Genomic DNA, 21518 nt, shown 5'->3' on the forward strand with positions numbered 1-21518 from the left:
TCCGTTCAATGCGCAGCTTTGATGAAGGTGCCGTTCTGCAGTTCGCGCATCGCCTGCATGATTTCCTCGCGCGAATTCATCACGATCGGGCCGTGCCAGGCAACCGGCTCCTCGATCGGCTTGCCGGAGACAAGCAGGAAACGGATGCCCTGGTCGCCTGCCTGCACCGTCACTTCGTCGCCGCTGTCGAAGACCACGAGCGTGCGGTTGCCGGACATGTCGCGGATATTCAATTCCTCGCCGTCGACTTCCTTCTCGACGCGCACGCCGAAGGGTTTCGATGCATCGCGGAAGGTGCCGGAGCCGGCGAAGATATAGGCGAAGGCATTGCGGTAGGTATCGACCCGTAGGCGCTTCTTCCGGCCGGGCGGCACTGACACGTCGAGATAGATCGGCTCGGCGGCGACGCCATCGACCGGACCGGCCTTGCCCCAGAAATCGCCGCAGATCACCCGCACCGCCGTGCCGTCATCATCGACGACGACAGGAATATCGGTGGATTTGACGTCCTGGTAGCGCGGCGCCGTCATCTTCAGCGAGGAGGGCAAGTTCGCCCAGAGCTGGAAGCCGTGCATTCGGCCAGCAAAATCGCCCTTCGGCATTTCCTGGTGCATGATGCCGCTGCCGGCTGTCATCCACTGGATGTCGCCGGCGCCGAGCAGGCCGCTATTGCCCAAGCTGTCGCCGTGCTCGACGGTGCCGGCGAGCACATAGGTGATCGTCTCGATGCCGCGATGCGGATGCCAGGGAAAACCGCGGATATATTCCGCTGGATTGTCGTTGCGGAAATCATCCATCATCAGGAATGGATCGGTCATCGCGGGATCGCCGAAGCCGAAGACGCGGTGCAGCTTTACGCCGGCGCCTTCCATGGTCGGTGTGGCAGTACTTTCATGCTTGACGGGGCGGATCGACATGGCGTCCTCCTAGGGGTTCAACTTGGCGGCGACTATAGCCGCCCGGCTGCCGGGCGCGAAGTCTGCGGGGCAGACAACGCAGTGTTCACAAAAGAACACAGCGTTTCGCCGAATTTGAAGAGGTCAGGCGTCAAGGAATCGTCATGTTTCACTTGCAAACCGGCCGGGCGTTAAGCTGTTATTAGCGACGACATTCGACAATTCAGTTGAGTTTCAGCATTTCCCGCCGATGCGGCGGGTTCCGGAGCAAAGAGCCATGTGTCGCTGGGCAGCCTATCGCGGAGACCCTCTCTATCTCGAAGATCTGGTATCCTCGCCCGCCCATTCCCTGATCGAGCAGTCGCATTGCGCCACCCGCGCCAAGACGGCGACGAATGGCGATGGTTTCGGCATTGCCTGGTATGGTGACAGGCCCGAGCCCGGCCGCTACCGCGATATCCTGCCGGCCTGGTCGGATTGCAATTTGAAGAGCCTGGCACGGCAGATCCGTTCGCCGCTCTTCCTCGCCCATGTCCGCGCTGCCACAGGCGGCGGCACGCGCCGCGACAACTGCCATCCCTTCACCAATGGCACCTGGTCCTTCATGCACAACGGCCAGATCTCCGGCTTCGAGCGCCTGCGCCGGCCGATGGAGGCGATGCTCGACGATGAATTGTTCAATGCCCGCGGCGGCACGACCGATTCCGAGCTGATGTTCCTGTTGGCGCTGCAGTTCGGCCTGCGCGAAGCGCCGGTCGCCGCGATGGCGGAAATGATCGGCTTCATCGAGGACCTGGCGGAAAACACCATCGGCTCGATCTTGCTGCGTTTTACCGCTGCCTTCTCCGATGGCAACACGCTCTATGCGATCCGTTATGCCACAGATCGCAGGGCCCCGACGCTCTATGCTTCTCCCGTCGGCGCGGGCTATTGCCTTGTGTCCGAGCCGCTGAACGACGATGGCGATGCCTGGGCCGAGATCCCGAACGGCAGCGCCGTCACCGTCGGTAAAGGCGGCATCGATGTCGCCGACTTCCGGCCGGAGAAGCGGAGCGCGTCCAAGCCGCTACGGGTCGCTATTCCAGCCTGAGCCGCTTGCGATCAGCTGAGCCGCTCGGCGTTAGCCGATCTGCTTGGCGATCAGCGCCGCGAGCCTTTCGGCAACCTCTTCCTTCGTCAGGTCAGGCCATTGCTCGACACTGCTGTGGCGAATGAGTTTGACGCTGTTGCGGCTGCCGCCCATGATACCTGTCGCAGGGGAAACGTCATTGGCGACGATCAGGTCGGCGCCTTTCCTTTCGAGTTTCGCCTTCGCATTGCTTTCGACGTCCTGCGTCTCGGCGGCAAAGCCGATCACCAGCCTCGGCCGCATCGTATGATGGCCGACGGTTTTCAGGATGTCCGGGTTCTCGGTCAGCGCCAGCGTCGGAATGGATTCGCCGGGATGTTTCTTCAGCTTCTGGTCGGCGGCCGAGGCGACGCGCCAGTCCGCAACCGCCGCGACCATCACCGCGATGTCGGCCGGCAGCGCCGCAAGCACGGCATCGCGCATTTCCTCCGCCCGTTCGACATGCACGGTGCCAACGCCGACGGGGTCGGCGATCGCCACCGGCCCCGATACGAGCGTCACATCAGCCCCGAGCTTTGCAAGGGCTGCGGCGATCGCATGCCCCTGCCGGCCGGAGGAGCGGTTGGCGATATAGCGCACCGGATCGATCGGTTCGTGCGTCGGTCCTGACGTGACGATCGCTTTGCGTCCCTTGAGCGGCTTTTCTCCATCGTCGAGCATCGTTTCGACCGCAGCGACAATGTCAAGCGGTTCCGCCATCCGGCCAAGCCCGGCCTCCCGGCTTTCCGCCATCTCGCCGGCCATCGGCCCGACGAAGCGGATGCCGTCGGCTCGGAGCATCGCCGCATTCCGCCGCGTCGCCGGGTGCGCCCACATGGCGGGGTTCATCGCCGGTGCGGCAAGCACCGGCCTGTTCGTCGCCAGAAGCACGGTCGAAGCGAGATCGTCGGCAAGCCCGTTCGCCATCTTCGCCATCAGATCGGCGGTGGCAGGGGCGATTAGCACGAGGTCGCAGTCGCGCGCCAGCCTTACATGACCGATATCCTGTTCGTCCTGGCGCGAAAACAGATCGAGGAAGACATGGTCCGCCGCCAGTGCACCAACGGCAAGCGGCGTGACGAATTCCTGCGCGCCTTTGGTCATGACGGGGCGCACGCTCGCGCCGCGCTCGCGCAGCCGGCGGATCAGATCCAGGCTCTTATAGGCCGCGATGCCGCCGGAGATGATGAGGAGGATGCGTTTGCCGCTGAGAGCCATGGCCTTCTTCCCGTTGCCTTTTCTGACCACCCTCGACCCTAAGCCTTTGGCGTTGAACATGCAATCGCGGGGACGGCACCCATCGGCCGCAGCCGGCGGGTCCGCCCCGTTCATGACGTCAGCTGTCATCTTCGTCGGGTCAGAGGTTGCTCATCCCGCCGTCGATGATGAGTTCGCTGCCGACGATATAGGCCGCCTCATCGGAGGCGAGGAAGACGATCGTCTTGGCGACTTCGCCGGGATTTCCGAAGCGGCCGACGGGGATCTGGGCCTGGATCTGCTCGGCCATCGCCTTGGATTGGGCTTCCGAAGCACCGAGCTTGCTGTAAAGCGGCGTGGCGATCGGACCGGGGCTGACGGCGTTGACGCGGATGCCGCGGCCGATGAGTTCGCCCGACAATGTTTTGGCAAGCGTCAGCAGCGCGCCCTTCGTCAGCGAATAGACGCTGGAGTTCGGCATGCCGATATGGGCGTTGATCGAGGTGTTGAGCACGATCGCGGCCTGCTTCGAAAAAATCGGCAGCAGCGCCTGAATCAGGAAGAACGGTCCTTTGACGTTGATATCAACCGACTTGTCGAAGGCGGCTTCGCTCCACTGTTCCAGCGGCCCGAATTCGGCGACCCCGGCGTTGACGAAGAGGATGTCGAGCGTGCCGAAAACCTCTCTCACGCTATCGGCGACGGCCTTCTGGCCGACCGCATTGCCGGCATCGGCCTGGATGACGGTGGCTTCGCCGCCAAGTTCGGCGCGGGCCGCCTCGACGCTTGCCGCGCTGCTGCCGGTAACGACGACGCGGGCGCCCTCGGCGATGAATTGGCGGGCGGTCTCGAGACCGATGCCGCTGGTGCCGCCGGTGATGAGGGCTGTCTTGTTTTGCAGGCGTGACATGATGACGTTCCTTTGATCGAATTTTGGGCCGCGGCCCGTTGTTGGGAGAATGCCCTGAAAAAGGCGGCGCGATAAGCCGGCGCGTTGAAGGATCATCAACCGGCAGCGGATAATCGCGCCGCGCCGTCTCAGGTGCGGGTGATCGAACCGCCGCCGTCGACCAGCGAGGCCGTCCCGGTGACGAAGCTCGCATCGTCGGAGGCGAGATAGAGAACCGAGCGGGCAAGTTCTTCGGGTGTCGCGACACGCTTCAGCGCATGCAGATTGGTGACGAAGGCCTGCTTCTCAGGCGTGTCGTTCATGTCCCGATACATGTCGGTATCAACAGCACCCGGCAGGATGGCATTGACGCGCACGCCCTGCTGGCCGAATTCGGCGGCAAGCGCCTGCGTCAGGCCGATCAGGCCGGATTTGCTGGCGGCATAGGCGGCAACGCCCGGAAAAGCGAAGCTGTAGCCGACGAAGGTCGAGGTGAAGATCACCGAGCCGCCGCCATTCTCCACCATTGTGCCGATCTGGTGCTTGGCGGCGAGGAAGGAGGCCGTCAGATTGATCGCCAGCGCCTCGCTGAAGCCTGCTTCCGAAACGGCGGTGCTCGGACCGGCCTCGCCAAGCGTGCCGGCATTGTTGAAGGCGATGTCGAGCTTGCCGTAATTCGTCACGGCGGCAGCGACCAGCGCCTTGTGATAGTCTTCCGAGCGCACGTCGCCGGCAATGGCGATGGCGTCGCCGCCCTCTGCCTTGATCTCCGCGACAAGGCTGTCGAGTTCGCGCTCGCGGCGGGCGCCGACGACGATCTTGGCGCCTTCGGCGGCGAAGAGCTTTGCCGTGGCGCGGCCGATGCCGGAGCTTGCGCCGGTGACGATTGCGACCCTGTTGTTCAAGCGGTTCATGGTTCCATCTCCTGCGTTTAAGGTGAGGCGGCCCCTGCCGTCCCTTTCGATGAAGGGAAGATGGCATTTTCCTTTCGTTCGGATTAGTCTCCAGATCGGGGAACTCGAATTCGGAAAAGCCGAACGATGATCAGGATCGAAGGTATTGCGGCTTTCGTCGCCGTGGTTGAGGCGGGCTCGGTCAGCGAGGCGGCGCGGCGCCTGCGGCTGTCCAAATCCGTCATCAGCGAAAGGCTGACCGAACTGGAGAAGTCGCTGGGCGGCATGCTGCTGCACCGAACGACCCGCAAGCTCACCTTGACGGAGGATGGCGCGGTCTTCCTGGAGCGCGCCGCGCGCATCGTGCGCGAGATCGAGGAGGCCGCCGCAGATATGGCCGAGCGGCGCGGAACGCTGTCCGGCCCGATCCGCATCGCCGCCCCCGTCACCTTCGGCCGCATGCATCTCGGCCCGGCGCTCTATCCTTTTCTTGCCGAACATCCCGAGATCGAACTGACCCTCGATATCGATGACCGGCGGGTCGATGCCGCCTCGGACGGTTATGATGCCATCATCCGCAACGGCGCGATCGCCGACAGCCGGCTGGTCGCCTGGAAACTCACACGCAGCCGCCGTCTTCTCTGCGCCTCGCCGGATTATCTCGCCCGCCAGGGAATTCCGTCGTCGCTTGATGATCTCAACAGCCATCGCGGCATCTTCTACACCAATCGCGGCGTTGCCGACTGGCGCTTCCAGACACCAGAGGGCGCAATCGTCGTGCGCGCGAAACCGGCGCTCGGCATCAACAATGGCGACATGCTCCGCGACGCCGCGATTGCCGGGCTCGGCATCGCGCTGCTGCCGGCCTTCATCGCCGGCCCGGCCATCCGCGAGGGCCGGCTTGCCGAAATCGATGTCGGCCACAAGCCTGAGGCCGAATTCATCTACATGGCCCATCCCGAAGGCCGAAATCCCTCCGCCAAGCTCCGCGCCATCGCCGATCATCTGAAGAAGAGTTTTGGTGATCCGCCCTATTGGGATCCGGTTGGTTAGAGCATGTCGCGCAAAAGTGTGCAGCGGTTTTGCGGAAACGACATGCGCAAAACAAAGACCTAAAGCGCGAAGAGCGAATCTGAAAGATCGCGACGCGCTTTAGCTAGCTCAGCAAGCTGATCAGGTTCTCGGTGACCGGCGAGCGATGTGTTTTCAGCATTGCCAGCGCCAGGCCGCCACGGCCGGCGGCCCCTCGATCGGCCGGTAGGCCGCACCTTCGAGCTTCATCTGTGAAATGAAGGCCGGCACGATCGAGACGCCGAGATCGGCGGCACCAGAAGGAAATCTGCGGCGCCTCCTGCGCCACGGTCAGCTCGAACCCCGCCCCGCGGCAAGCGAGCACGACATCGTCTTCCGTTCCAGGTCGCGGATCTGCTGGCTGAGCGGCGGCTGCCCGATGCCGAGTTTGCCGGCGGCACGGGTGAAGTTGCCTTCTTCCGCCACCAGGAAATATCGCAAGTGCCGCAGCTCGATCGTCATCTCCAAAACCTATCGAAATCGCCAGTTTCATATATTGGACAAATGGCGTGGCGTTGACTAGATCGAAGGTCGGAAGGATGAAGAGATGCCGACGTCAGCGCATGCAATGAAGACCGCCGAGACAGCTGCGATCCCAGGGCAAAAACACTATCTGACCCGCGGAACGGGCGCCTATCGCCGCGCCAGCCTGGCGCTCTTCCTCTCCGGCTTCTCCACCTTTTCGCTGCTCTATTGCGTCCAGCCGCTGCTGCCGATTTTCTCGCAGCAATTCGCCGTCAGCCCGGCCGAAAGCTCGCTGTCGCTGTCGCTCTCCACCGGTTTCCTGGCGGTTGCCATCGTCTGCGCCGCCGCCGTCTCGGAAGGCCTTGGCCGCCGCAGCCTGATGTCGATATCGCTGGTTGGGGCGGCATTGCTGACCATTGCCACCGCCTTTGCCCCGAACTGGCACTTGCTCCTCGTCATCCGCGCTCTCCAAGGCCTCGTTCTCGGCGGCGTGCCGGCCGTCGCCATGGCCTATCTCGCCGAGGAAATCGATCCGCGCGGTCTTGGCGCCACCATGGGCCTTAATGTCGGCGGCACGGCCTTCGGCGGCATGTCCGGCCGCGTGCTGACCGGTATCTTCGCCGAATATCTCACCTGGCGTCCGGCGCTTTTTCTCATCGGCGCCATTGGCCTTGCCGCCGCGATCGGCTTCATCGCCCTCTTGCCGCCGTCACGCAATTTCGTCCGCAGGCCGGGCTTCGATCCGCGCTTTCATGCAAAAGCCTGGCTTGGCCATCTCACCAATCCGGCGCTGCCCTTCATCTTCGCCATAGCTTTCCTGGCGATGGGCTCCTTCGTGACGATCTATAACTATGCCGGTTTCCGCCTGGTGGCGCCGCCCTACGGCCTCAACCAGACCGAACTCGGCCTGATCTTCACTGTCTATCTCTTCGGCATCGGCGCCTCTTCGATCGGCGGTCTGCTCGGAGACCGGATCGGGCATTTTTCCGTGCTTCTCTTCGGTCTGGCGCTCACTGCCGCCGGCAGCGCGTTGACGCTCTTTGCCTCGCTCCCGGTCATCATCCTCGGTATAATAGTGCTCACGACCGGCTTCTTCATGAGCCATTCCATCGCCAGTGGCCTTGTCGGCAAGTTGGCGCATGGCACCAAAGGCCACGCCTCGTCGCTCTATATGCTCGCCTATTATGTCGGCTCCAGCCTCATGGGTTCGGCGGGCGGGTGGTTCTTCGCGATTGAAGGCTGGGCCGCCGTCGTTATCTTCACCCTTGCCATGCTGGCGCTGGCCTTTATCTCCGCCTGTGTCGCCCAGCGCCTTGCGAGGAGAAAAGCATGATCCGCATAGACCGCCTCGACCATCTCGTGCTGACCGTCGCCGATATCGCGATCACCTGCGATTTCTATTCCCGCATCCTCGGCATGTCGGTCGAAACCTTCGCGGAAGGCCGCAAGGCACTGAAATTCGGCGGGCAGAAGATCAACCTGCATCAGGCCGGCCGCGAATTCGATCCCAAGGCGAGACATCCCACAGCCGGCTCCGGCGACCTCTGCTTCATCGCCGAGACGCCGCTTGCCGATGTCATCGCTGATCTACAGGCCGCGGACGTTGCAATCGAAGAGGGCCCGGTCGAACGCACCGGTGCGACTGGGCGTTTGCGCTCGGTCTATTTCAGGGACCCCGACGGCAACCTCCTCGAAGTCTCCAATCGGATCGCTTGACGTCCGCCTCCCGCACATCAACCAAGCCGGATATAGGGCACGTCCTTCTTTGCCACCTCATCAAGCGCCTCCTCGTAACCGGCATCGGCGTAACGCATGACGCCGAGCGCGGTATCGTTGGTCAGCGCATGGTCGAGCCGTTCGTCGGCGGGGTCCGTGCCGTCGGCGACGACGGTGACACCGCAGCTCGTCATGTAGCCGGCGTAACCGCCGCCGCCGGAATGGACGACGACCAGATCGGCCATCGACGAGCAGAGCATCATCGCATCGATCAGCGGCCAGTCGGCGATCGCATCGGAGCCGTCCTTCATTCGCTCGGTCATGATATTCGGATGCGCCATGGCGCCGGCGTCGAGATGGTCACGGGAGAAGGCAACCGGGCCTTTGAGTTCGCCGCTTGCAACCAGCGCATTGACACGCCTTGCGAGTGCCGTGCGTTCGCCATGGCCGAGCCAGGCGATCCGTGCCGGTAGCCCCTCGAAGGGCACGTGCTCGCGCGCCAGCCGGATCCAGTTGGTGATGATCTTGTTGTCAGGGAACATCTCGAGCAGCAAATCGTCGATCCGGGCGATATCGCTCTCCTCGCCCGATAGCGCCATCCAGCGGAATGGGCCGATCGCCCGGGCGAACAGCGGCCTCAGATAGGCTTCGGTGAAAATTGGAATATCGAAGGCATTCGCAACGCCGCCCTCCTTGGCCTGCGTGCGGATCAGATTGCCGTTGTCGAAGACTTCCGAGCCGCGCTTCTGGAATTCCAGCATCGCCGTCACATGCTCGACGATCGAGGCGCGGCTTGCCGCCATCAACTGGCCCTGGCCATCGTCGCGCAGGCCCTTGACCTGATCGAGGTTCATGCCCTTCGGCACGTAACCGTAGACGAGGTCATGCGCCGAGGTCTGGTCGGTGACGATATCAGGCACGATGCCGCGCCGGGCGATTTCCGGATAGACCTCCGCCGCATTGCCGACGAGGCCGACGGACAGCGCCCGCCTGTCCTTCACCGCCGCATCGATCATCTGAAGGGCGGTATCGAGATCGGGTGCGATTTCCTGGAGATAGCCGATCTGCTGGCGCTTGCGGGCGCGTTCCGGGTCTATGTCCACGCAGAGGATCGCAGCGCCTGCCATACGGCCGGCGAGCGGCTGCGCCCCGCCCATGCCGCCGAGGCCGGCCGTCAGCACGAACCGCCCGAGGAGATCGCCGCCGAAGCGCCGCTCGGCGATGCGCATGAAGATCTCGTAGGTGCCCTGGATGACGCCTTGGCTGCCGATATATTGCCAGGCGCCGGCGGTCAGCCCGCCCCAGCAGATCAGCCCCTTGCGCTGCAGCTCGTAGAACACTTCGGCCTTTGCCCATTGCCCGACAATATTGCAGTTCGCCATGATAACAAGCGGCGCCTTGGCATGGGTGCGCACCAGCCCGATCGGCTTGCCGGACTGGATGAGCAGCGTCTGGTCCTCGTCCATCTCGGTCAGCGTCTTGACGATGCCCTTGTGCGCCGCCCAGTTGCGGGCCGCCTTGCCGAGCGCGGCATAGACGATCAGATTGTCGGGGTCCTCGCCGACGGACAGCACATTTTCGAGCAGCCGCAACAGCGCTTCCTGCCGCCAGCCCTTGGCGCGCAGCTCCGGTCCGCCGGGAATCGGAAATTTCGGATGACGTGGATTGGCCTTCGGCATCGTGGGTTCCTCGTTTTGCTACTTGCTCGGCAGCGATTCCACATAGGCGAGCGCCGCATCGAGCAGACGCCGTCTCAGGGCATCGTCGCCGTAAACTTCGGCACCGCCTCGCACCCAGCCATGCATCACCCGTTCGCCCGACAGCATCTGGATCACGCCTGGCAGTGCCAGCGCCCAGCCGTCATTGCCCTTGCCGAGACGGATCAGCATGCCGTCATGGCGCGCGCAGCAGAGAAGATTGCCGTTCAGCATGAAGGCCCAGCCGCCGAACATGGATTTTTCGGCAAGACCCGGCCGATCGCCGAGTTCCTCACGCATCAGTTCTTCAAGGCCTGGATCACGCGCCACGGCTCAGGCCCTCGTTGCCAGTGCATAACGTGCGATCTCGATCCCCATCGCCTTTTCGACGACAGGATAGACGGTTGGATCGAGCACGCTTGCCGATAGCGGAATGATCTCCATCGGCACATGCAGGATGAAGACATGCATGCCCTCCTTGAGTTGGCCGACGCTGAGCGGCTCGCCCTCCGGTGAAAGCGTGGTGATCACCGCGGGGAAGGTCGCAAGCCTTTTGCCATCCGCATCGTCCACCGCCATATATTCGTTCATCACATGCAGCGTCACCGATTTTTCGCCCGCGCCGACGGTGATCGTACCGATGTCGAAGGCTTCCTTGGTGTAGACGACGTCCTTGCGGGTAATGACGCCCTCGGCAAGGATATGTCCGCCCGTCGTCTTGCAGATCGCGTCGATGACGGCAGATCCGCCGCGCTTCTCCGCCGCGATGATCGCCTCGCCGAGTGCAAGCGCCATCGAGATGCCGCCGAGCGCCGCATGGCTGCGGACATAGGAGGCCCGGAGCGGATTGCGGCAGCTGGCGATGAAGCCGCCGGATTGGTCGGCGGCGGCGCGCAGCACCGGCGAGATCTTTGCCGTCGCCCCTTTCACCACCAGCTCGATGTAACGGTTCTCAGCGCGATTGCCGCCGACAGCGGTCTGGATCATCGGCTCGGGCGAACCGGCCATGCCGATCGACCCCATGTCGCCTGTCGGATGCGCGCGGATGTCGCCGACCGCGTCGACCACCTTGGTGCCGAGGATTGCCGACGGCAACCAGCCGTTCAGCGTCGAGGATTTGCCGTTCTGGCCGATGATCAGCCCGGAAAGCTTTTCGCCGAGCGCCTCCTGCAGCAATTGCACCGCCTTCACATAGTCGATGCCCTGCATTTCCCAGGGCGTCGTGGAGGCCGGTGCGCCGATCGCGGCTGCGGTCGCAATCCAGTCCTCGTCCTGCAATTCGTCGATCGAGACAAGCTCCGGCTTGCCGACATTGACGGCGGCAAGCCCAAGCATCCGCCCGTGATCGGCCCAGCCGCCGCCGCCGGCGGCATAGACGGAGCCGCCCTTGACGGCAGCTTCCACGTCCTTCTCAACGAGTATGCGTCCCATTCGCCTTCTCCTGATTCAAGCCCCTGTCAATCAAGCCCCTGTCAATCAAGCCCCTGTCAATCAAGCCCTTGTCCATCTCGCGCACCGCCTCGAAAAGCACGGCGGCGCCGAGTGCGATATCGTCATTGTCTGCCCACTCGTCGGCCGAATGGCTGCGGCCGTCCCGGCAGGGCACGAAGATCATCGCCGCCGGCGCCACCTTGGCGATCCAGGCCGTATCATGCCCTGCGCCGGAGGCCATGCGCCGATGTTTCGCGCCGACCCGTTCGCAGGCAGCCTCCAAGATCGACAGCAGACCGGCATCGCCAGGTGTCGGCTGATTGTCGGAAACCCGGTTCGGCGTTTTGATCGTCACGCCATAGGCCCCCGCCAGCTTTTCGACATGGCCGTCGAGCCAGCGGCAGAATGCCTGCATGTCGGCGCGGCTTTCGGCACGGCCATCGATCAGCAGCACCACCTTCGAAGGCACGACATTGGCGGCGTTCGGCTCGATCCTGAATTCGCCAACCGTCGCTGCGAAATGCCCCGGCGTTTTGGCAAGCTCGGCGGCGGCATTGCGGATGTCGAGCACCAGCTGTGACGCCGCCACCAGTGCGTCCGCCCGGCGGTCCATCGGCGTCGTGCCGGCGTGGTCGGCCCGCCCTTCGACGGTGATCTCGATGCGGGTGATGCCCGATATCGCAGTGACGATCCCAACATCCTCCTTTTCGGCTTCGAGCACCGGGCCTTGTTCGATATGAAGCTCGAGAAAGCCCGCTATATCGGGTCTGTTCTGCTGCATCAGCACGTCGGGTCGGCCACCGACCTCGGCGATGCCCTCGGCCAGGTCGCGCCCGTCGCTGACACGCGAAAGCCAGGCCTCCGGCAGTTGGCCGGTCATGCCGCGGCTGCCGATGCAGGACACGCCGAAGATGCTGACCTCCTCAGCAAGGAAGTCGACGATTTCGAGATCGTGATCGAGCTCGATATTCTGATCGCGAAGCGCGCGCGCCACCTCCAGCGCCGCAATTACCCCGGCAATGCCGTCAAAGCGGCCGCCGTCCGGCACCGTGTCGGAATGCGAGCCGGCCATGATCGTGCCGAGCCACGGCTTCCGGCCTGTCCGCCGGCCGACCAGATTGCCGGCGGCATCGATCCGCGTTTCCAGTCCCGCCGCCTTCATCCGCGCTTCGATATAGGCCCTGCCGTCGAGGAAGAGCGGCGAGAAGGCCCGCCGCGTCCAGGGATGCCCCGGCTCGGTGATCCCGGCCAGCGCCTCGATATCTTCAGCGATCCGGCCCGCATTGACGGGTAGATTGCGGCTCATGCTTCAGCTCCCGCAATGACTTGGCGCGGCAGCGGCCGCACGAACCTGCCGGTGCCGGGCTTGGCCAGCACCTTGGCACCCTCGGCGATCTTTTCGCCGCTGAGGTAGGTGGCCGAGACGGTCCAGGGCAGGCGGATGCCGTTATAGGGGCTCCAGCCGACGACATTGTTGCCGCTCGCGGCGGCGTCATAGACGCTGTCGCGCGGCTCGAGCACGACAATATCGGCATCCTTGCCCGGGGTCAGCGCGCCCTTGATATGGTCGAGCCGGAAATGCTTCGCCGGGTTCTCCGCCATCAGCCTGGCTGCCCATGTCAACGGAATGCCGCGTTCGGTGGCACCTTTGACGAAAAGCGACACCATCACCTCGAGACCGGGAACGCCGGAGGCATTGGCGAGCATGTCGGGATTGGTCTTGCGGTTTTCCGACCAGCTGACGTGATCGGTCGAAACCAGCCAGACATCGCCCTCGGCCACCTTCCGCCAGAGCGTCTCCACCTCGGCGCGCGACCGCACGGGCGGATTGATCTTCGCCTTGCCGCCAAGGCGCTTCACGTCGTTTTCCTCGTCGAGCGTCAGATAGTGGATGCAGCATTCCACCGTCGCCGCAAAGCCGTCGCGGCGATAGGCGCGCGCAATATCGTAGCCGCGCCCGAGCGAGCAATGCACCACATGTGCCGGGCAGCCGGTATGAGCGCCCGTCTCGAAGATCGTATGCATCGCCAGCAGCTCGGTGATCGGCGGTCGTGACAGGCCGTGCGCCCGCCAATCAGAGATGTCGCTCGCCTCCACCTGTTCTATGTAAGTGCGCACCGCCTCCTCGTCTTCATTATGCACGCCCGCCGTCAGTCCCGTTGGCGCGATTGCCGCAAAGCAGGCGTCGAGCAGGGCCGGCGGAATGCGCGGAAAGCGCTTGGGGTCGGTACCGAATGTCGAGAATTTGAAGGCCGCAACGCCTGCCTCCACCATTTCACGGATCCGTGCGGGGCCTTCTTCCGGATCGACGGTGCCGTAAAGCGCGAAATCGACGCGCGCCTGCGGACCGGCGTGGTCGATCTTCCGCTTCACCGCCGCTGCCGAGCAGACGAGATTGCCCTCGTCATAGGGCATGTCGACAATCGTCGTCACGCCGCCGGCCGCTGCCGATCGCGTCGACCAGAGGAAATCTTCCTGGTCTTTTTGGGAAAGCGAATGCACCTGGGCGTCGATCGCACCGGGCAGGATCAGCGCTTTTCCGAGCAGATGCCGTTCGCGGCCCGCAGGCGGCACGCCGAGGCCGACTTCAGCGATTTTGCCGTCGCGCACGGCGACATAACCCTCGTCGAGAATGCGGTCCGGCAGCACCACCGTGCCCTGCAAAACGAGATCGAAATCCATGCCGCTTCCTCCCTAAACTGGATCAGACTGCCGGCTGGAGCATGATGTCGAGAAGTGTGAGCGGTTTTCGGACGGCATCATGCTCTAACTCTTTAATTTAGCTGGTCAGCCGCTCCTCGACACGCTCCTGCGACGCAAGGGCGAAGAAATCGTCGAAGGACGCGATCGGAACCTGATCGGTCAGCTTCGAAACGAAGTCGTCCGAACCAAGTTCCTCCTCAATTGCCTCGACCTCAGCCGAAAGCGGCCGGTCGACCGTATAGAAATCCGCATGTTTGCGCACGACCTCATAGAGCATGGCGGCGACGCCCTTCGGCTCATCGCCGAGAATGTCGATTGCCTGGGCAGACAGCAGCGCCTCGAGGGCTGCAAGGCGCTTCAGCGCCCGCATCTGCCGGTCGAAACGCTCGATAACGAGCGGCAAAAAGGCAGCTTCGTCCTCCAGCCCGGCCGCAACGACCAGCGACTGGGCCGACACGGGATTGGACATCGACAGCACACGCGAGAAGATCTCGCCGGCAAGTTTGATGATCGGCCCGAAACCGGTGGCAATCCGCCCCGGCGGCACGAGATTGACCGGCAGGTCGCGCCGCTGGCCGTTGCCGAGAATGACGCAACGGTTGAAGGCGTTGCGCGCTGCATGCGCCATGCAGAGTGCTGCCGATTCGAGCAGGATCGTCACATCGAGCGGAAGCGAACCGCCCGACGTCATCACACGGCCTTCGACCACGACGGGATTGTCGTCCGAGCGCCCGGTGGCGGCAAGGATCTTGTGGCCGGTCGATAAAAGGTTCTCGATCACCGCGCCGAACACCTGCGCGATCATGCGCAGGCTGAGCGGATCCTGCACATGCGTTGCGACGGGCCAGTTCCATTCGTCGGAGGCATTGCAAAGCCAGGCGCCGATCAACGCCTCGCGCGCCGTTCCGACATGCCTGACCGCCTTCCAGGGATCGCGGGAAGCACCGAGCGCGCCGGCCGCCATCATCGCTGTCGCCAGCAGGACGCGGATCGAGGCAGCAGCATTGCGCGTCGTTTCCGCCGCCGAGGCAAAGCTCACCGCATTGATGCTGAGCGAGGCGAGGCTGTCGCGCGGCGCCATCCGCATCGGTTCCAGCCCGGCCGCCCGGAAAGCCTCGGCCGCCTGCATCCGGTTGCCGCGATACATCGCTTCGCCGACGCCGGTCAGCACAGCGCCGATCTGTCCCATCAGACCGATATCCGCACAGCCGATCGAGCCGGTACGGCGCACGACCGGGATGAGATCGGCCTCGAGCATCCTGATATAGGCCTGGATCAATTCCGGCGTGCAGCCGACCTGGCCGGTCAGCGCCGTGTTGATACGGATCGCCATGGCATTGCGCACGATATTGCAGGAAAAGGGAGTGCCGGTGCCGAAATGGTGGGCCCGCACCAGGCCGAGATTGAAGGTGTCGAGTTCGTCGGCCGACCACTCCACGTCCTTCATGGCTCCGACGCCTGTCGTCGAGCCGTAAACGGGCATGCCGGAGGCAATCGCATCCTCGACGACCTCGCGGGCGATCGCGATGCGGGCCATGCCTGTCGCCGAAGCCGAAACCGCAGCCTTGCCCGCCCCGATCGTCACCATCTCGGCAAAACCGAGCGGTCGTCCGGAAAGTTCGATGCCAGGGCGTTCGTGCTTCATGTGCTGTGTCTCCCTAGAACAAGATGATTTTAGGCCGATCGGCCTAAAATCTGAATCCTGTTCTCAATTAAAGAGTCAGAGCATGACGTCGCCCGAAAACCGCTCATACTTTTCGGCATCATGCTTTGACTGCGAGACTAAGCGAGCCCGCCGTCACATGGGATATCCCAAATCCCGAACACAGCATGTTTTTGGCAGGCGGTCAGCTCAGCATCCAGGCAATATAGAGAAGCGTCAATGCGATAACCCACAAAGCAATCTTGGCCGAGCGGTTGTGCCGCGCCTCGGCCTTGCCGATCGCTTCCGCCGTCTCAGCGTCGAAACGTAAGCCGTGCTCGCTCATATGCAGCAGCTGATGATGGAATTTTTCGGTCTTCGCTGCAATTTCCGGCACGGCTTCGGCGAGCTTGACCGCCGCCTTCAGCCCGTCCTTGAGATCGGTGGCGATCCGTTTCGGTCCGAGATTGGTACGGATCCAGTCACCGACGACAGGCTCGGAGGCCTTCCACATGTTGAAGCGCGGATTGAGCATGCGCGATACGCCCTCGACCACGACCATGGTCTTCTGCAACATCACCAGTTCCGGACGCGTCGCCATGTCGAAGAGCTCGGTCACCTCGAACAGCAGCGTCAGCAGCTTGCCCATCGAGATCGTCTCGGCCGGCTGTCCATGGATCGGCTCGCCGATCGCCCGGATCGCCTGGCCGAAGCTTTCGACATTGTGGTGGCCGGGCACATAGCCGGCCTCGAAATGCACCTCGGCGACGCGGATATAGTCGCGGGTGATGAAGCCATAGAGGATTTCGGCGAGGAACCGCCGTTCCTTCTTGCCCAGCCGCCCGACGATGCCCATGTCGACAGCGACGATCATGCCGCCCGCATCGACGAAGAGATTGCCCGGATGCATGTCGGCATGAAAGAAGCCGTCGCGCAGCGTATGACGCAGGAACGACTGGATCAGCGTATCGGCAAGCAGGTTGAGATCGTGGCCCGCCGCGCGCAGACCCTCGACATCGGACATCCTCGTGCCGTCGATCCACTCCATGGTGATGACGTCGCGCCCGGTACGCTCCCAGTCGACCTTCGGCACACGGAAGCCGGGATCCTTTTCGGTATTCTCGGCGATCTCGGAAAGGGCTGCCGCCTCCAGGCGAAGATCCATCTCCACCTTCGTCGTCTGCTCCAGCGTCTTCGTCACCTCGACCGGCCGCAGCCGCCGGCTGGACGCCAGGAAACGCTCCTGCATATGAGCAACGAGATACATTGCCTCGATGTCATGGGCAAAACGCTGGCGCACGCCGGGCCGCACGATCTTGACGGCGACCTTCTTCCGGCCCTCGGCGCTGTCGACCTCGGCCGGATGCACCTGCGCGATCGAGGCGGCGGCGATCGGATCGCCGAAGCTTGCATAGAGTTCGCCGATCGGCCGCCCGAGCGAGCCTTCGATATTGGCCTTGGCGGCTGCCGAGGGAAAGAAGGCCATGCGGTCCTGGAGCTGCGACAGGTCGTTGGCGAATTCGACGCCGACGACATCCGGCCGCGTCGCCAGGAACTGCCCGATCTTTACATAGGAAGGGCCGAGCCGCTCGACCGCCTTCGCCAACCGGTCGCTGCGCTTCTGATGCCGCGCCTTGCTTCGCTCGAAAATCGTGACGAAGGATTTGGCAAGCGCCACCGGCGGCGGCAATCCTTCGGAAGGAAGGGCTGACACGACACCCTCACGCACGAGCACCCAGCCGACGCGCCAAAGGCGGAAATATGCGCCGAAAGTACTCATGTTCTGTTTGATTCTCGCGCGACGCTATTCGAAAACCGCTCTACACTTTTCGGCGTCATGCGTCAGAGCTTCCAGCCGGAATGGAGTGCGGCGATGCCGCCGGTATAATTGGTGAAGGTGACGCGCGAAAAGCCGGCCTGGCGGATCATTGCCGCGAAATTCTCCTGGTTCGGAAACTTGCGGATCGATTCCACCAGATATTGGTAGGGTTCGGCATCGCCGGTGATCGCCTTGCCGAATTGCGGAATGGCATTGAACGACCAGGCATCGTAGATCTTGTCGAGAAGCGGCATATCGACTTCGGAAAACTCCAGCACCAGCAGCCGCCCGCCGCGCTTCAACACGCGATACGCCTCCGACAGCGCCGCATCGATCCTCGGCACGTTGCGGATGCCGAAGGCGATCGTATAGGCGTCGAAGCTGCCTGTATCGAAAGGCAGTTCCTCGGCATTCGCCTCGACGAAGGTGAGATTGCTGGAGAGCTTCTTCTTTTCTGCCCGCTCGGCACCGACGCCGAGCATCGAGCCGTTGATGTCGAGCACGGTGGCATGCGCCTGTCTGCCCGAAGCCTCGACGATGCGGAAGGCTATGTCGCCGGTGCCGCCGGCAACGTCGAGCACCTTGTAGCCAGGCTCCTTGCGCGGGTTCAGCGCCGAAATTATCGCGTCCTTCCAGGCGCGGTGCATGCCCATCGACATGACGTCGTTCATGATGTCGTAGCGCTTGGCGACCTTGTGGAATACCTTGTTGACCAGGCCCTGCTTCTGGCCATCAGGCACCTCGCGGAAGCCGTAGGAGGTCTCCATGCCGCCATCGGCGGAAGTGCGGCTTTCTGACATCAGACTGCTCCGTTCCTGAAGATTCGGGCGCCGCGGCCATAGCGAAAGACCGCGCGCGACGTTATCTATGGGCCGCGTTCTCCACGGCACACTGGCGCTATAGCGCACATCGTCGCCGGTTGAAACACGTTAGAGATAGATGGGTTAAGATGCCGGAATTGCCAGAAGTCGAAACGGTGAAACGCGGCCTGACGCCGGCGATGGAGGCCACCCGCATCACCAGGCTGGAGCTGCGCCGCGGCGATCTGCGCTTCCCCTTTCCCGACGCTTTCGCAGATAGAGTTTCCGGCCGCACCATCGTTGGCCTTGGCCGCCGCGCCAAATATCTGCTGGTCGATCTCGACGACGGCAACACGCTGATTTCGCATCTCGGCATGTCCGGTTCTTTTCGCATTGAGGAGGGCCGCATTGAGGAGGGAGCCGCCTCCGGCGTGCCGGGCGAATTCCACCATGCCCGCTCGAAGGACGAGAAGCACGATCACGTCGTCTTCCATCTGCAAGCCGCAAGCGGCCCGCGTCGTGTCATCTACAACGATCCGCGGCGTTTCGGCTTCATGGATATGGTGGGACGTGCCGATCTCGCAGCCCATCCCTTCTTCCGCGATCTCGGCCCGGAGCCGACAGGAAACGAGCTCAGCGCCGCCTATCTGGCCGAACGCTTCCGGGACAAGGCGCAGCCGCTGAAGAGCGCGTTGCTTGATCAAAAGAACATTGCCGGTCTCGGCAATATATATGTCTGCGAGGCGCTGTGGCGCGCGCATCTTTCGCCGATCCGCGCCGCCGGCACGCTGGTGACGGCAGGGGGCCGGCCGAAGGCGCAGCTCGACCTGCTCGTCGCCTCGATCCGCGACGTCATCGCCGATGCGATCGCCGCCGGCGGATCGTCGCTGCGTGATCACATCCAGACCGACGGATCGCTCGGCTATTTCCAGCATTCCTTCTCCGTCTATGATCGCGAAAGTCAGGCTTGCCGCACGCCCGGCTGCGGCGCTACGGTCGCCCGCATCGTCCAGGCGGGTCGCTCCACTTTCTATTGCGCCACCTGCCAGAAGTAAGCCTGCCAGAAGAAGAGTGAGAAACCGGGAGAAGAGCATGGCCTATGAGACCCTGATCGTCGAAACCCGAGGCAATGTCGGCCTCGTCACGCTGAACCGACCCCAGGCGCTGAACGCGTTGAATTCCACCGTCCTGAAAGAGCTGAAAGAGGCCTATGCCGCCTTCCACGCCGACCAGACGGTCGGGGCGATCGTGCTGACCGGCTCCGAGCGCGCCTTTGCCGCCGGCGCCGATATCAAGGAGATGCAGCCGCTTGAGTTCGCCGATATCTATAAGAGTGATTTCATCAGCGGCTGGGATGAGGTCGCCAAGGCGCGCAAGCCGGTGATCGCTGCGGTCAGCGGTTTTGCGCTCGGCGGCGGCTGTGAGCTCGCCATGATGTGCGATTTCATCATCGCCTCGGAGACGGCGAAATTCGGCCAGCCGGAAATTACCCTGGGCGTCATTCCCGGCATGGGCGGTTCGCAGCGGCTGACGCGCGCCGTCGGCAAGGCGAAGGCGATGGATCTTATCCTGACCGGCCGGATGATGAATGCGGCGGAAGCCGAACGATCGGGACTCGTTTCGCGTGTGGTGGCCCCCGAGCGTCTGCTCGACGAGGCTTTTGCCGCGGCCGAAAAGATCGCTTCGCTTTCGCGTCCCTCGGTGATGATGGCCAAGGAGGCGGTCAACCGCGCATTCGAGACGACGCTGGAGGAGGGCTTGCGTTTCGAGCGCCGCCTGTTTCACAGTCTCTTTGCCACGGACGACCAGAAAGAAGGTATGGCGGCCTTCGTCGAGAAGCGCAAACCGGCTTTTACGCACCGTTGAATGCTTTTCGGCGGTTGCCAGCGGTAAAGCTTGAAAATCCGCGTTGACGTGGGCCGGCTTTAGAGTTATATGCCCGCCCACGGTTCGGAAAGCCGGTTTGGTTTTCCGCGATTGCTCCCGCATTGCTGGATTTTGTGGCCGCAGGGCCCGCGGTAATGGCGGAGTTTGTTCGAATTCTTGAGAGAGGCATCCATGGCCAATACAACTTCGGCGAAAAAAGCGACCCGCAAGATCGCCCGCCGTACCGACGTCAATAAGGCTCGTCGCTCGCGCGTTCGTACTTTCGTTCGCCAGGTCGAAGAGGCCATCGCATCCGGTGATGCCGCCAAGGCGAAGGAAGCTTTCCTGGCTGCTCAGCCCGAGCTTGCCCGCGCCGCCAGCAAGGGCGTGCTGCATGCCAACACGGCATCGCGCAAGGTCTCGCGCCTGGCCGCTCGTGTGAAGGCTCTTTCGGTCACCACGACCGCGTAATCTTCCATTAACAACTTCTTCTTTATGATTAGCCCGGTAATTTTACCGGGCTTTTTCGATTCCGCCGATCGGCCCTGCATGGTTAATCTCACGACTGTTTCGTGTCAGCGCCATGACAGGAAATAGCCTTTAAAAACAATGGCTTGCGCAAGGATGCTTTCACGCCGCGCGACTCTGCCCCAAGCTTCCGGGACCACAGGGGAGTCAAGAGGATTTTATTTTTTTTCTTTCAATGCGTGTCAAAATAGCCCGAACGGGGGAATCTCTTTGATTCAACTGCGATTCTTTTTTGACGCTGGTGTGACGCCCGAAAAGGGCAGGCGGAGTCAATGCCCGCCTGTTAATTTTGCGTAAAATTCATCGTTGATATTGCCGTTTGATCCTGCCTAAATGGCTTCCAACAAAGGGCGCGGACATCACCTGCAGAGGCTCGGTTTTAACTGCCACGTCGGCAGGGCGATGAGTTTGTGCCTTTTGTTACGGAGCCTTGCGCTTCCGTTTTTTCAAGCACTCGACGGATTTGAGCCGTAACGTGGCTGTTACGGAGCGGGGATGTTTTGTGCCTTCATTGGCCACACGTTTAAGGCGAGGCCAGCGGAGAAGGTTAAAGTTATATTGCGTTCGGGCTGGTCGGCCGAAAACGAGGTTCGACCGCCAGCCTGGCACGGAAAGCCGATGAAGGTTGCCGCATGAGCGCGCCACCTGCAACGGAGTTCTGCGCCGGTCCCTTATGGGGCAGTGTTTGAGTGAACCGGCAGGCGAGCGGCTCATGAGGATCCGTCAGCCCGCCAAAGCGGGGATGATCGGGCGGCCGTATTAGCGGATGCCGCCCGGTGGAATTGAAAGGCGGCATT

General features: G+C 62.8%; 19 protein-coding genes and 2 pseudogenes. 7 read left to right on the forward strand and 14 right to left on the reverse strand.

The window, feature by feature from the left end; translation table 11 throughout:
• Positions 1–5 precede the first annotated feature (5 nt).
• Entirely contained in the window at positions 6–917 is a 912-nt protein-coding gene (locus N2A41_RS24065) for a pirin family protein (protein ID WP_260109913.1), read from the reverse strand.
• 256 nt (positions 918–1173) lie between these two features.
• Between N2A41_RS24065 and N2A41_RS24070 the strand changes: the two genes are divergently transcribed.
• Positions 1174–1986: a class II glutamine amidotransferase gene (locus N2A41_RS24070; protein WP_260109914.1), complete on the forward strand. Its 813-nt coding sequence runs from the start codon at positions 1174–1176 to the stop codon at positions 1984–1986.
• A gap of 30 nt (positions 1987–2016) precedes the next feature.
• Here N2A41_RS24070 and coaBC read toward each other — a convergent pair whose 3' ends face one another.
• The 3 genes from coaBC to N2A41_RS24085 all read right to left on the reverse strand — a co-directional run bounded on the left by coaBC (position 2017) and on the right by N2A41_RS24085 (position 5004).
• A complete protein-coding gene (coaBC, locus tag N2A41_RS24075) occupies positions 2017–3222 on the reverse strand; it encodes a bifunctional phosphopantothenoylcysteine decarboxylase/phosphopantothenate--cysteine ligase CoaBC (RefSeq protein WP_260109915.1) in 1206 nt (401 codons plus the stop codon).
• Positions 3223–3361: 139 nt separating this feature from the next.
• Positions 3362–4111, reverse strand: a complete 750-nt coding sequence (locus tag N2A41_RS24080; RefSeq protein ID WP_260109916.1) for an SDR family oxidoreductase — start codon at positions 4109–4111, stop codon at positions 3362–3364.
• Positions 4112–4239: 128 nt separating this feature from the next.
• Positions 4240–5004, reverse strand: a complete 765-nt coding sequence (locus tag N2A41_RS24085; RefSeq protein ID WP_260109917.1) for an SDR family oxidoreductase — start codon at positions 5002–5004, stop codon at positions 4240–4242.
• Between the two features lie 126 nt (positions 5005–5130).
• On the opposite strand from N2A41_RS24085, the gene N2A41_RS24090 reads away from it, so the two are divergent.
• Positions 5131–6036, forward strand: coding sequence for a LysR family transcriptional regulator (locus tag N2A41_RS24090; protein ID WP_260109918.1), 906 nt, complete (start codon positions 5131–5133; stop codon positions 6034–6036).
• A gap of 103 nt (positions 6037–6139) precedes the next feature.
• On the opposite strand, the pseudogene N2A41_RS33355 reads toward N2A41_RS24090, so the two are convergent.
• Positions 6140–6388: pseudogene (locus tag N2A41_RS33355) on the reverse strand (LysR family transcriptional regulator); the annotation flags it as partial.
• Positions 6388–6510 (reverse strand): annotated as a pseudogene (locus N2A41_RS33475) (LysR family transcriptional regulator); the annotation flags it as partial. The pseudogenes N2A41_RS33355 and N2A41_RS33475, both read right to left, overlap by 1 nt.
• 91 nt (positions 6511–6601) lie before the next feature.
• On the opposite strand from N2A41_RS33475, the gene N2A41_RS24100 reads away from it, so the two are divergent.
• Complete coding sequence (locus N2A41_RS24100; RefSeq protein ID WP_260109919.1) at positions 6602–7852, forward strand: MFS transporter; 1251 nt, start codon at positions 6602–6604, stop codon at positions 7850–7852.
• Positions 7849–8235 carry a VOC family protein gene (locus tag N2A41_RS24105; protein ID WP_260109920.1) on the forward strand — a complete coding sequence of 129 codons (387 nt, stop codon included), beginning with the start codon at positions 7849–7851 and terminating at the stop codon, positions 8233–8235. Before N2A41_RS24100 ends, N2A41_RS24105 begins: the two co-directional genes overlap by 4 nt.
• Before the next feature lie 17 nt (positions 8236–8252).
• On the opposite strand, the gene N2A41_RS24110 is transcribed toward N2A41_RS24105, so the two are convergent.
• The 8 genes from N2A41_RS24110 to ubiE form a co-directional block, all read right to left on the reverse strand.
• Positions 8253–9914, reverse strand: a complete 1662-nt coding sequence (locus N2A41_RS24110; RefSeq protein WP_222387238.1) for a urocanate hydratase — start codon at positions 9912–9914, stop codon at positions 8253–8255.
• An 18-nt stretch (positions 9915–9932) separates the two neighbouring features.
• Positions 9933–10262 (reverse strand): TfoX/Sxy family protein, encoded by a 330-nt coding sequence (locus N2A41_RS24115; protein WP_020052607.1) that lies wholly within the window; start codon positions 10260–10262, stop codon positions 9933–9935.
• 3 nt (positions 10263–10265) lie between these two features.
• A complete protein-coding gene (locus tag N2A41_RS24120; protein ID WP_222387239.1) occupies positions 10266–11363 on the reverse strand; it encodes a DUF917 domain-containing protein in 1098 nt (365 codons plus the stop codon).
• Entirely contained in the window at positions 11344–12669 is a 1326-nt protein-coding gene (locus N2A41_RS24125) for a Zn-dependent hydrolase (protein WP_260109921.1), read from the reverse strand. Before N2A41_RS24125 ends, N2A41_RS24120 begins: the two co-directional genes overlap by 20 nt.
• Complete coding sequence (locus tag N2A41_RS24130; RefSeq protein ID WP_222387241.1) at positions 12666–14045, reverse strand: dihydroorotase; 1380 nt, start codon at positions 14043–14045, stop codon at positions 12666–12668. Before N2A41_RS24130 ends, N2A41_RS24125 begins: the two co-directional genes overlap by 4 nt.
• A 97-nt stretch (positions 14046–14142) precedes the next feature.
• Positions 14143–15711 carry an aromatic amino acid lyase gene (locus tag N2A41_RS24135; RefSeq protein ID WP_222387242.1) on the reverse strand — a complete coding sequence of 523 codons (1569 nt, stop codon included), beginning with the start codon at positions 15709–15711 and terminating at the stop codon, positions 14143–14145.
• Positions 15712–15913: 202 nt separating this feature from the next.
• Complete coding sequence (gene ubiB / locus N2A41_RS24140) at positions 15914–17488, reverse strand: 2-polyprenylphenol 6-hydroxylase (protein ID WP_222292447.1); 1575 nt, start codon at positions 17486–17488, stop codon at positions 15914–15916.
• A gap of 62 nt (positions 17489–17550) precedes the next feature.
• Entirely contained in the window at positions 17551–18327 is a 777-nt protein-coding gene (ubiE, locus tag N2A41_RS24145; RefSeq protein ID WP_222292450.1) for a bifunctional demethylmenaquinone methyltransferase/2-methoxy-6-polyprenyl-1,4-benzoquinol methylase UbiE, read from the reverse strand.
• Positions 18328–18476: 149 nt separating this feature from the next.
• Here ubiE and mutM point away from each other — a divergent pair, with 149 nt between their 5' ends.
• From mutM to rpsT, 3 genes are all read left to right on the forward strand, one after another.
• Positions 18477–19382 carry a bifunctional DNA-formamidopyrimidine glycosylase/DNA-(apurinic or apyrimidinic site) lyase gene (mutM, locus tag N2A41_RS24150; RefSeq protein WP_260109922.1) on the forward strand — a complete coding sequence of 302 codons (906 nt, stop codon included), beginning with the start codon at positions 18477–18479 and terminating at the stop codon, positions 19380–19382.
• Positions 19383–19419: 37 nt separating this feature from the next.
• Positions 19420–20193, forward strand: coding sequence for an enoyl-CoA hydratase (locus tag N2A41_RS24155; protein WP_260109923.1), 774 nt, complete (start codon positions 19420–19422; stop codon positions 20191–20193).
• A gap of 192 nt (positions 20194–20385) precedes the next feature.
• A complete protein-coding gene (rpsT, locus tag N2A41_RS24160; protein ID WP_003556028.1) occupies positions 20386–20664 on the forward strand; it encodes a 30S ribosomal protein S20 in 279 nt (92 codons plus the stop codon).
• Positions 20665–21518: the final 854 nt, after the last annotated feature.

This window comes from Rhizobium sp. SRDI969 (assembly GCF_025152725.1).
In the GTDB taxonomy this organism is placed as follows: Bacteria; Pseudomonadota; Alphaproteobacteria; order Rhizobiales; family Rhizobiaceae; genus Rhizobium; species Rhizobium leguminosarum_I.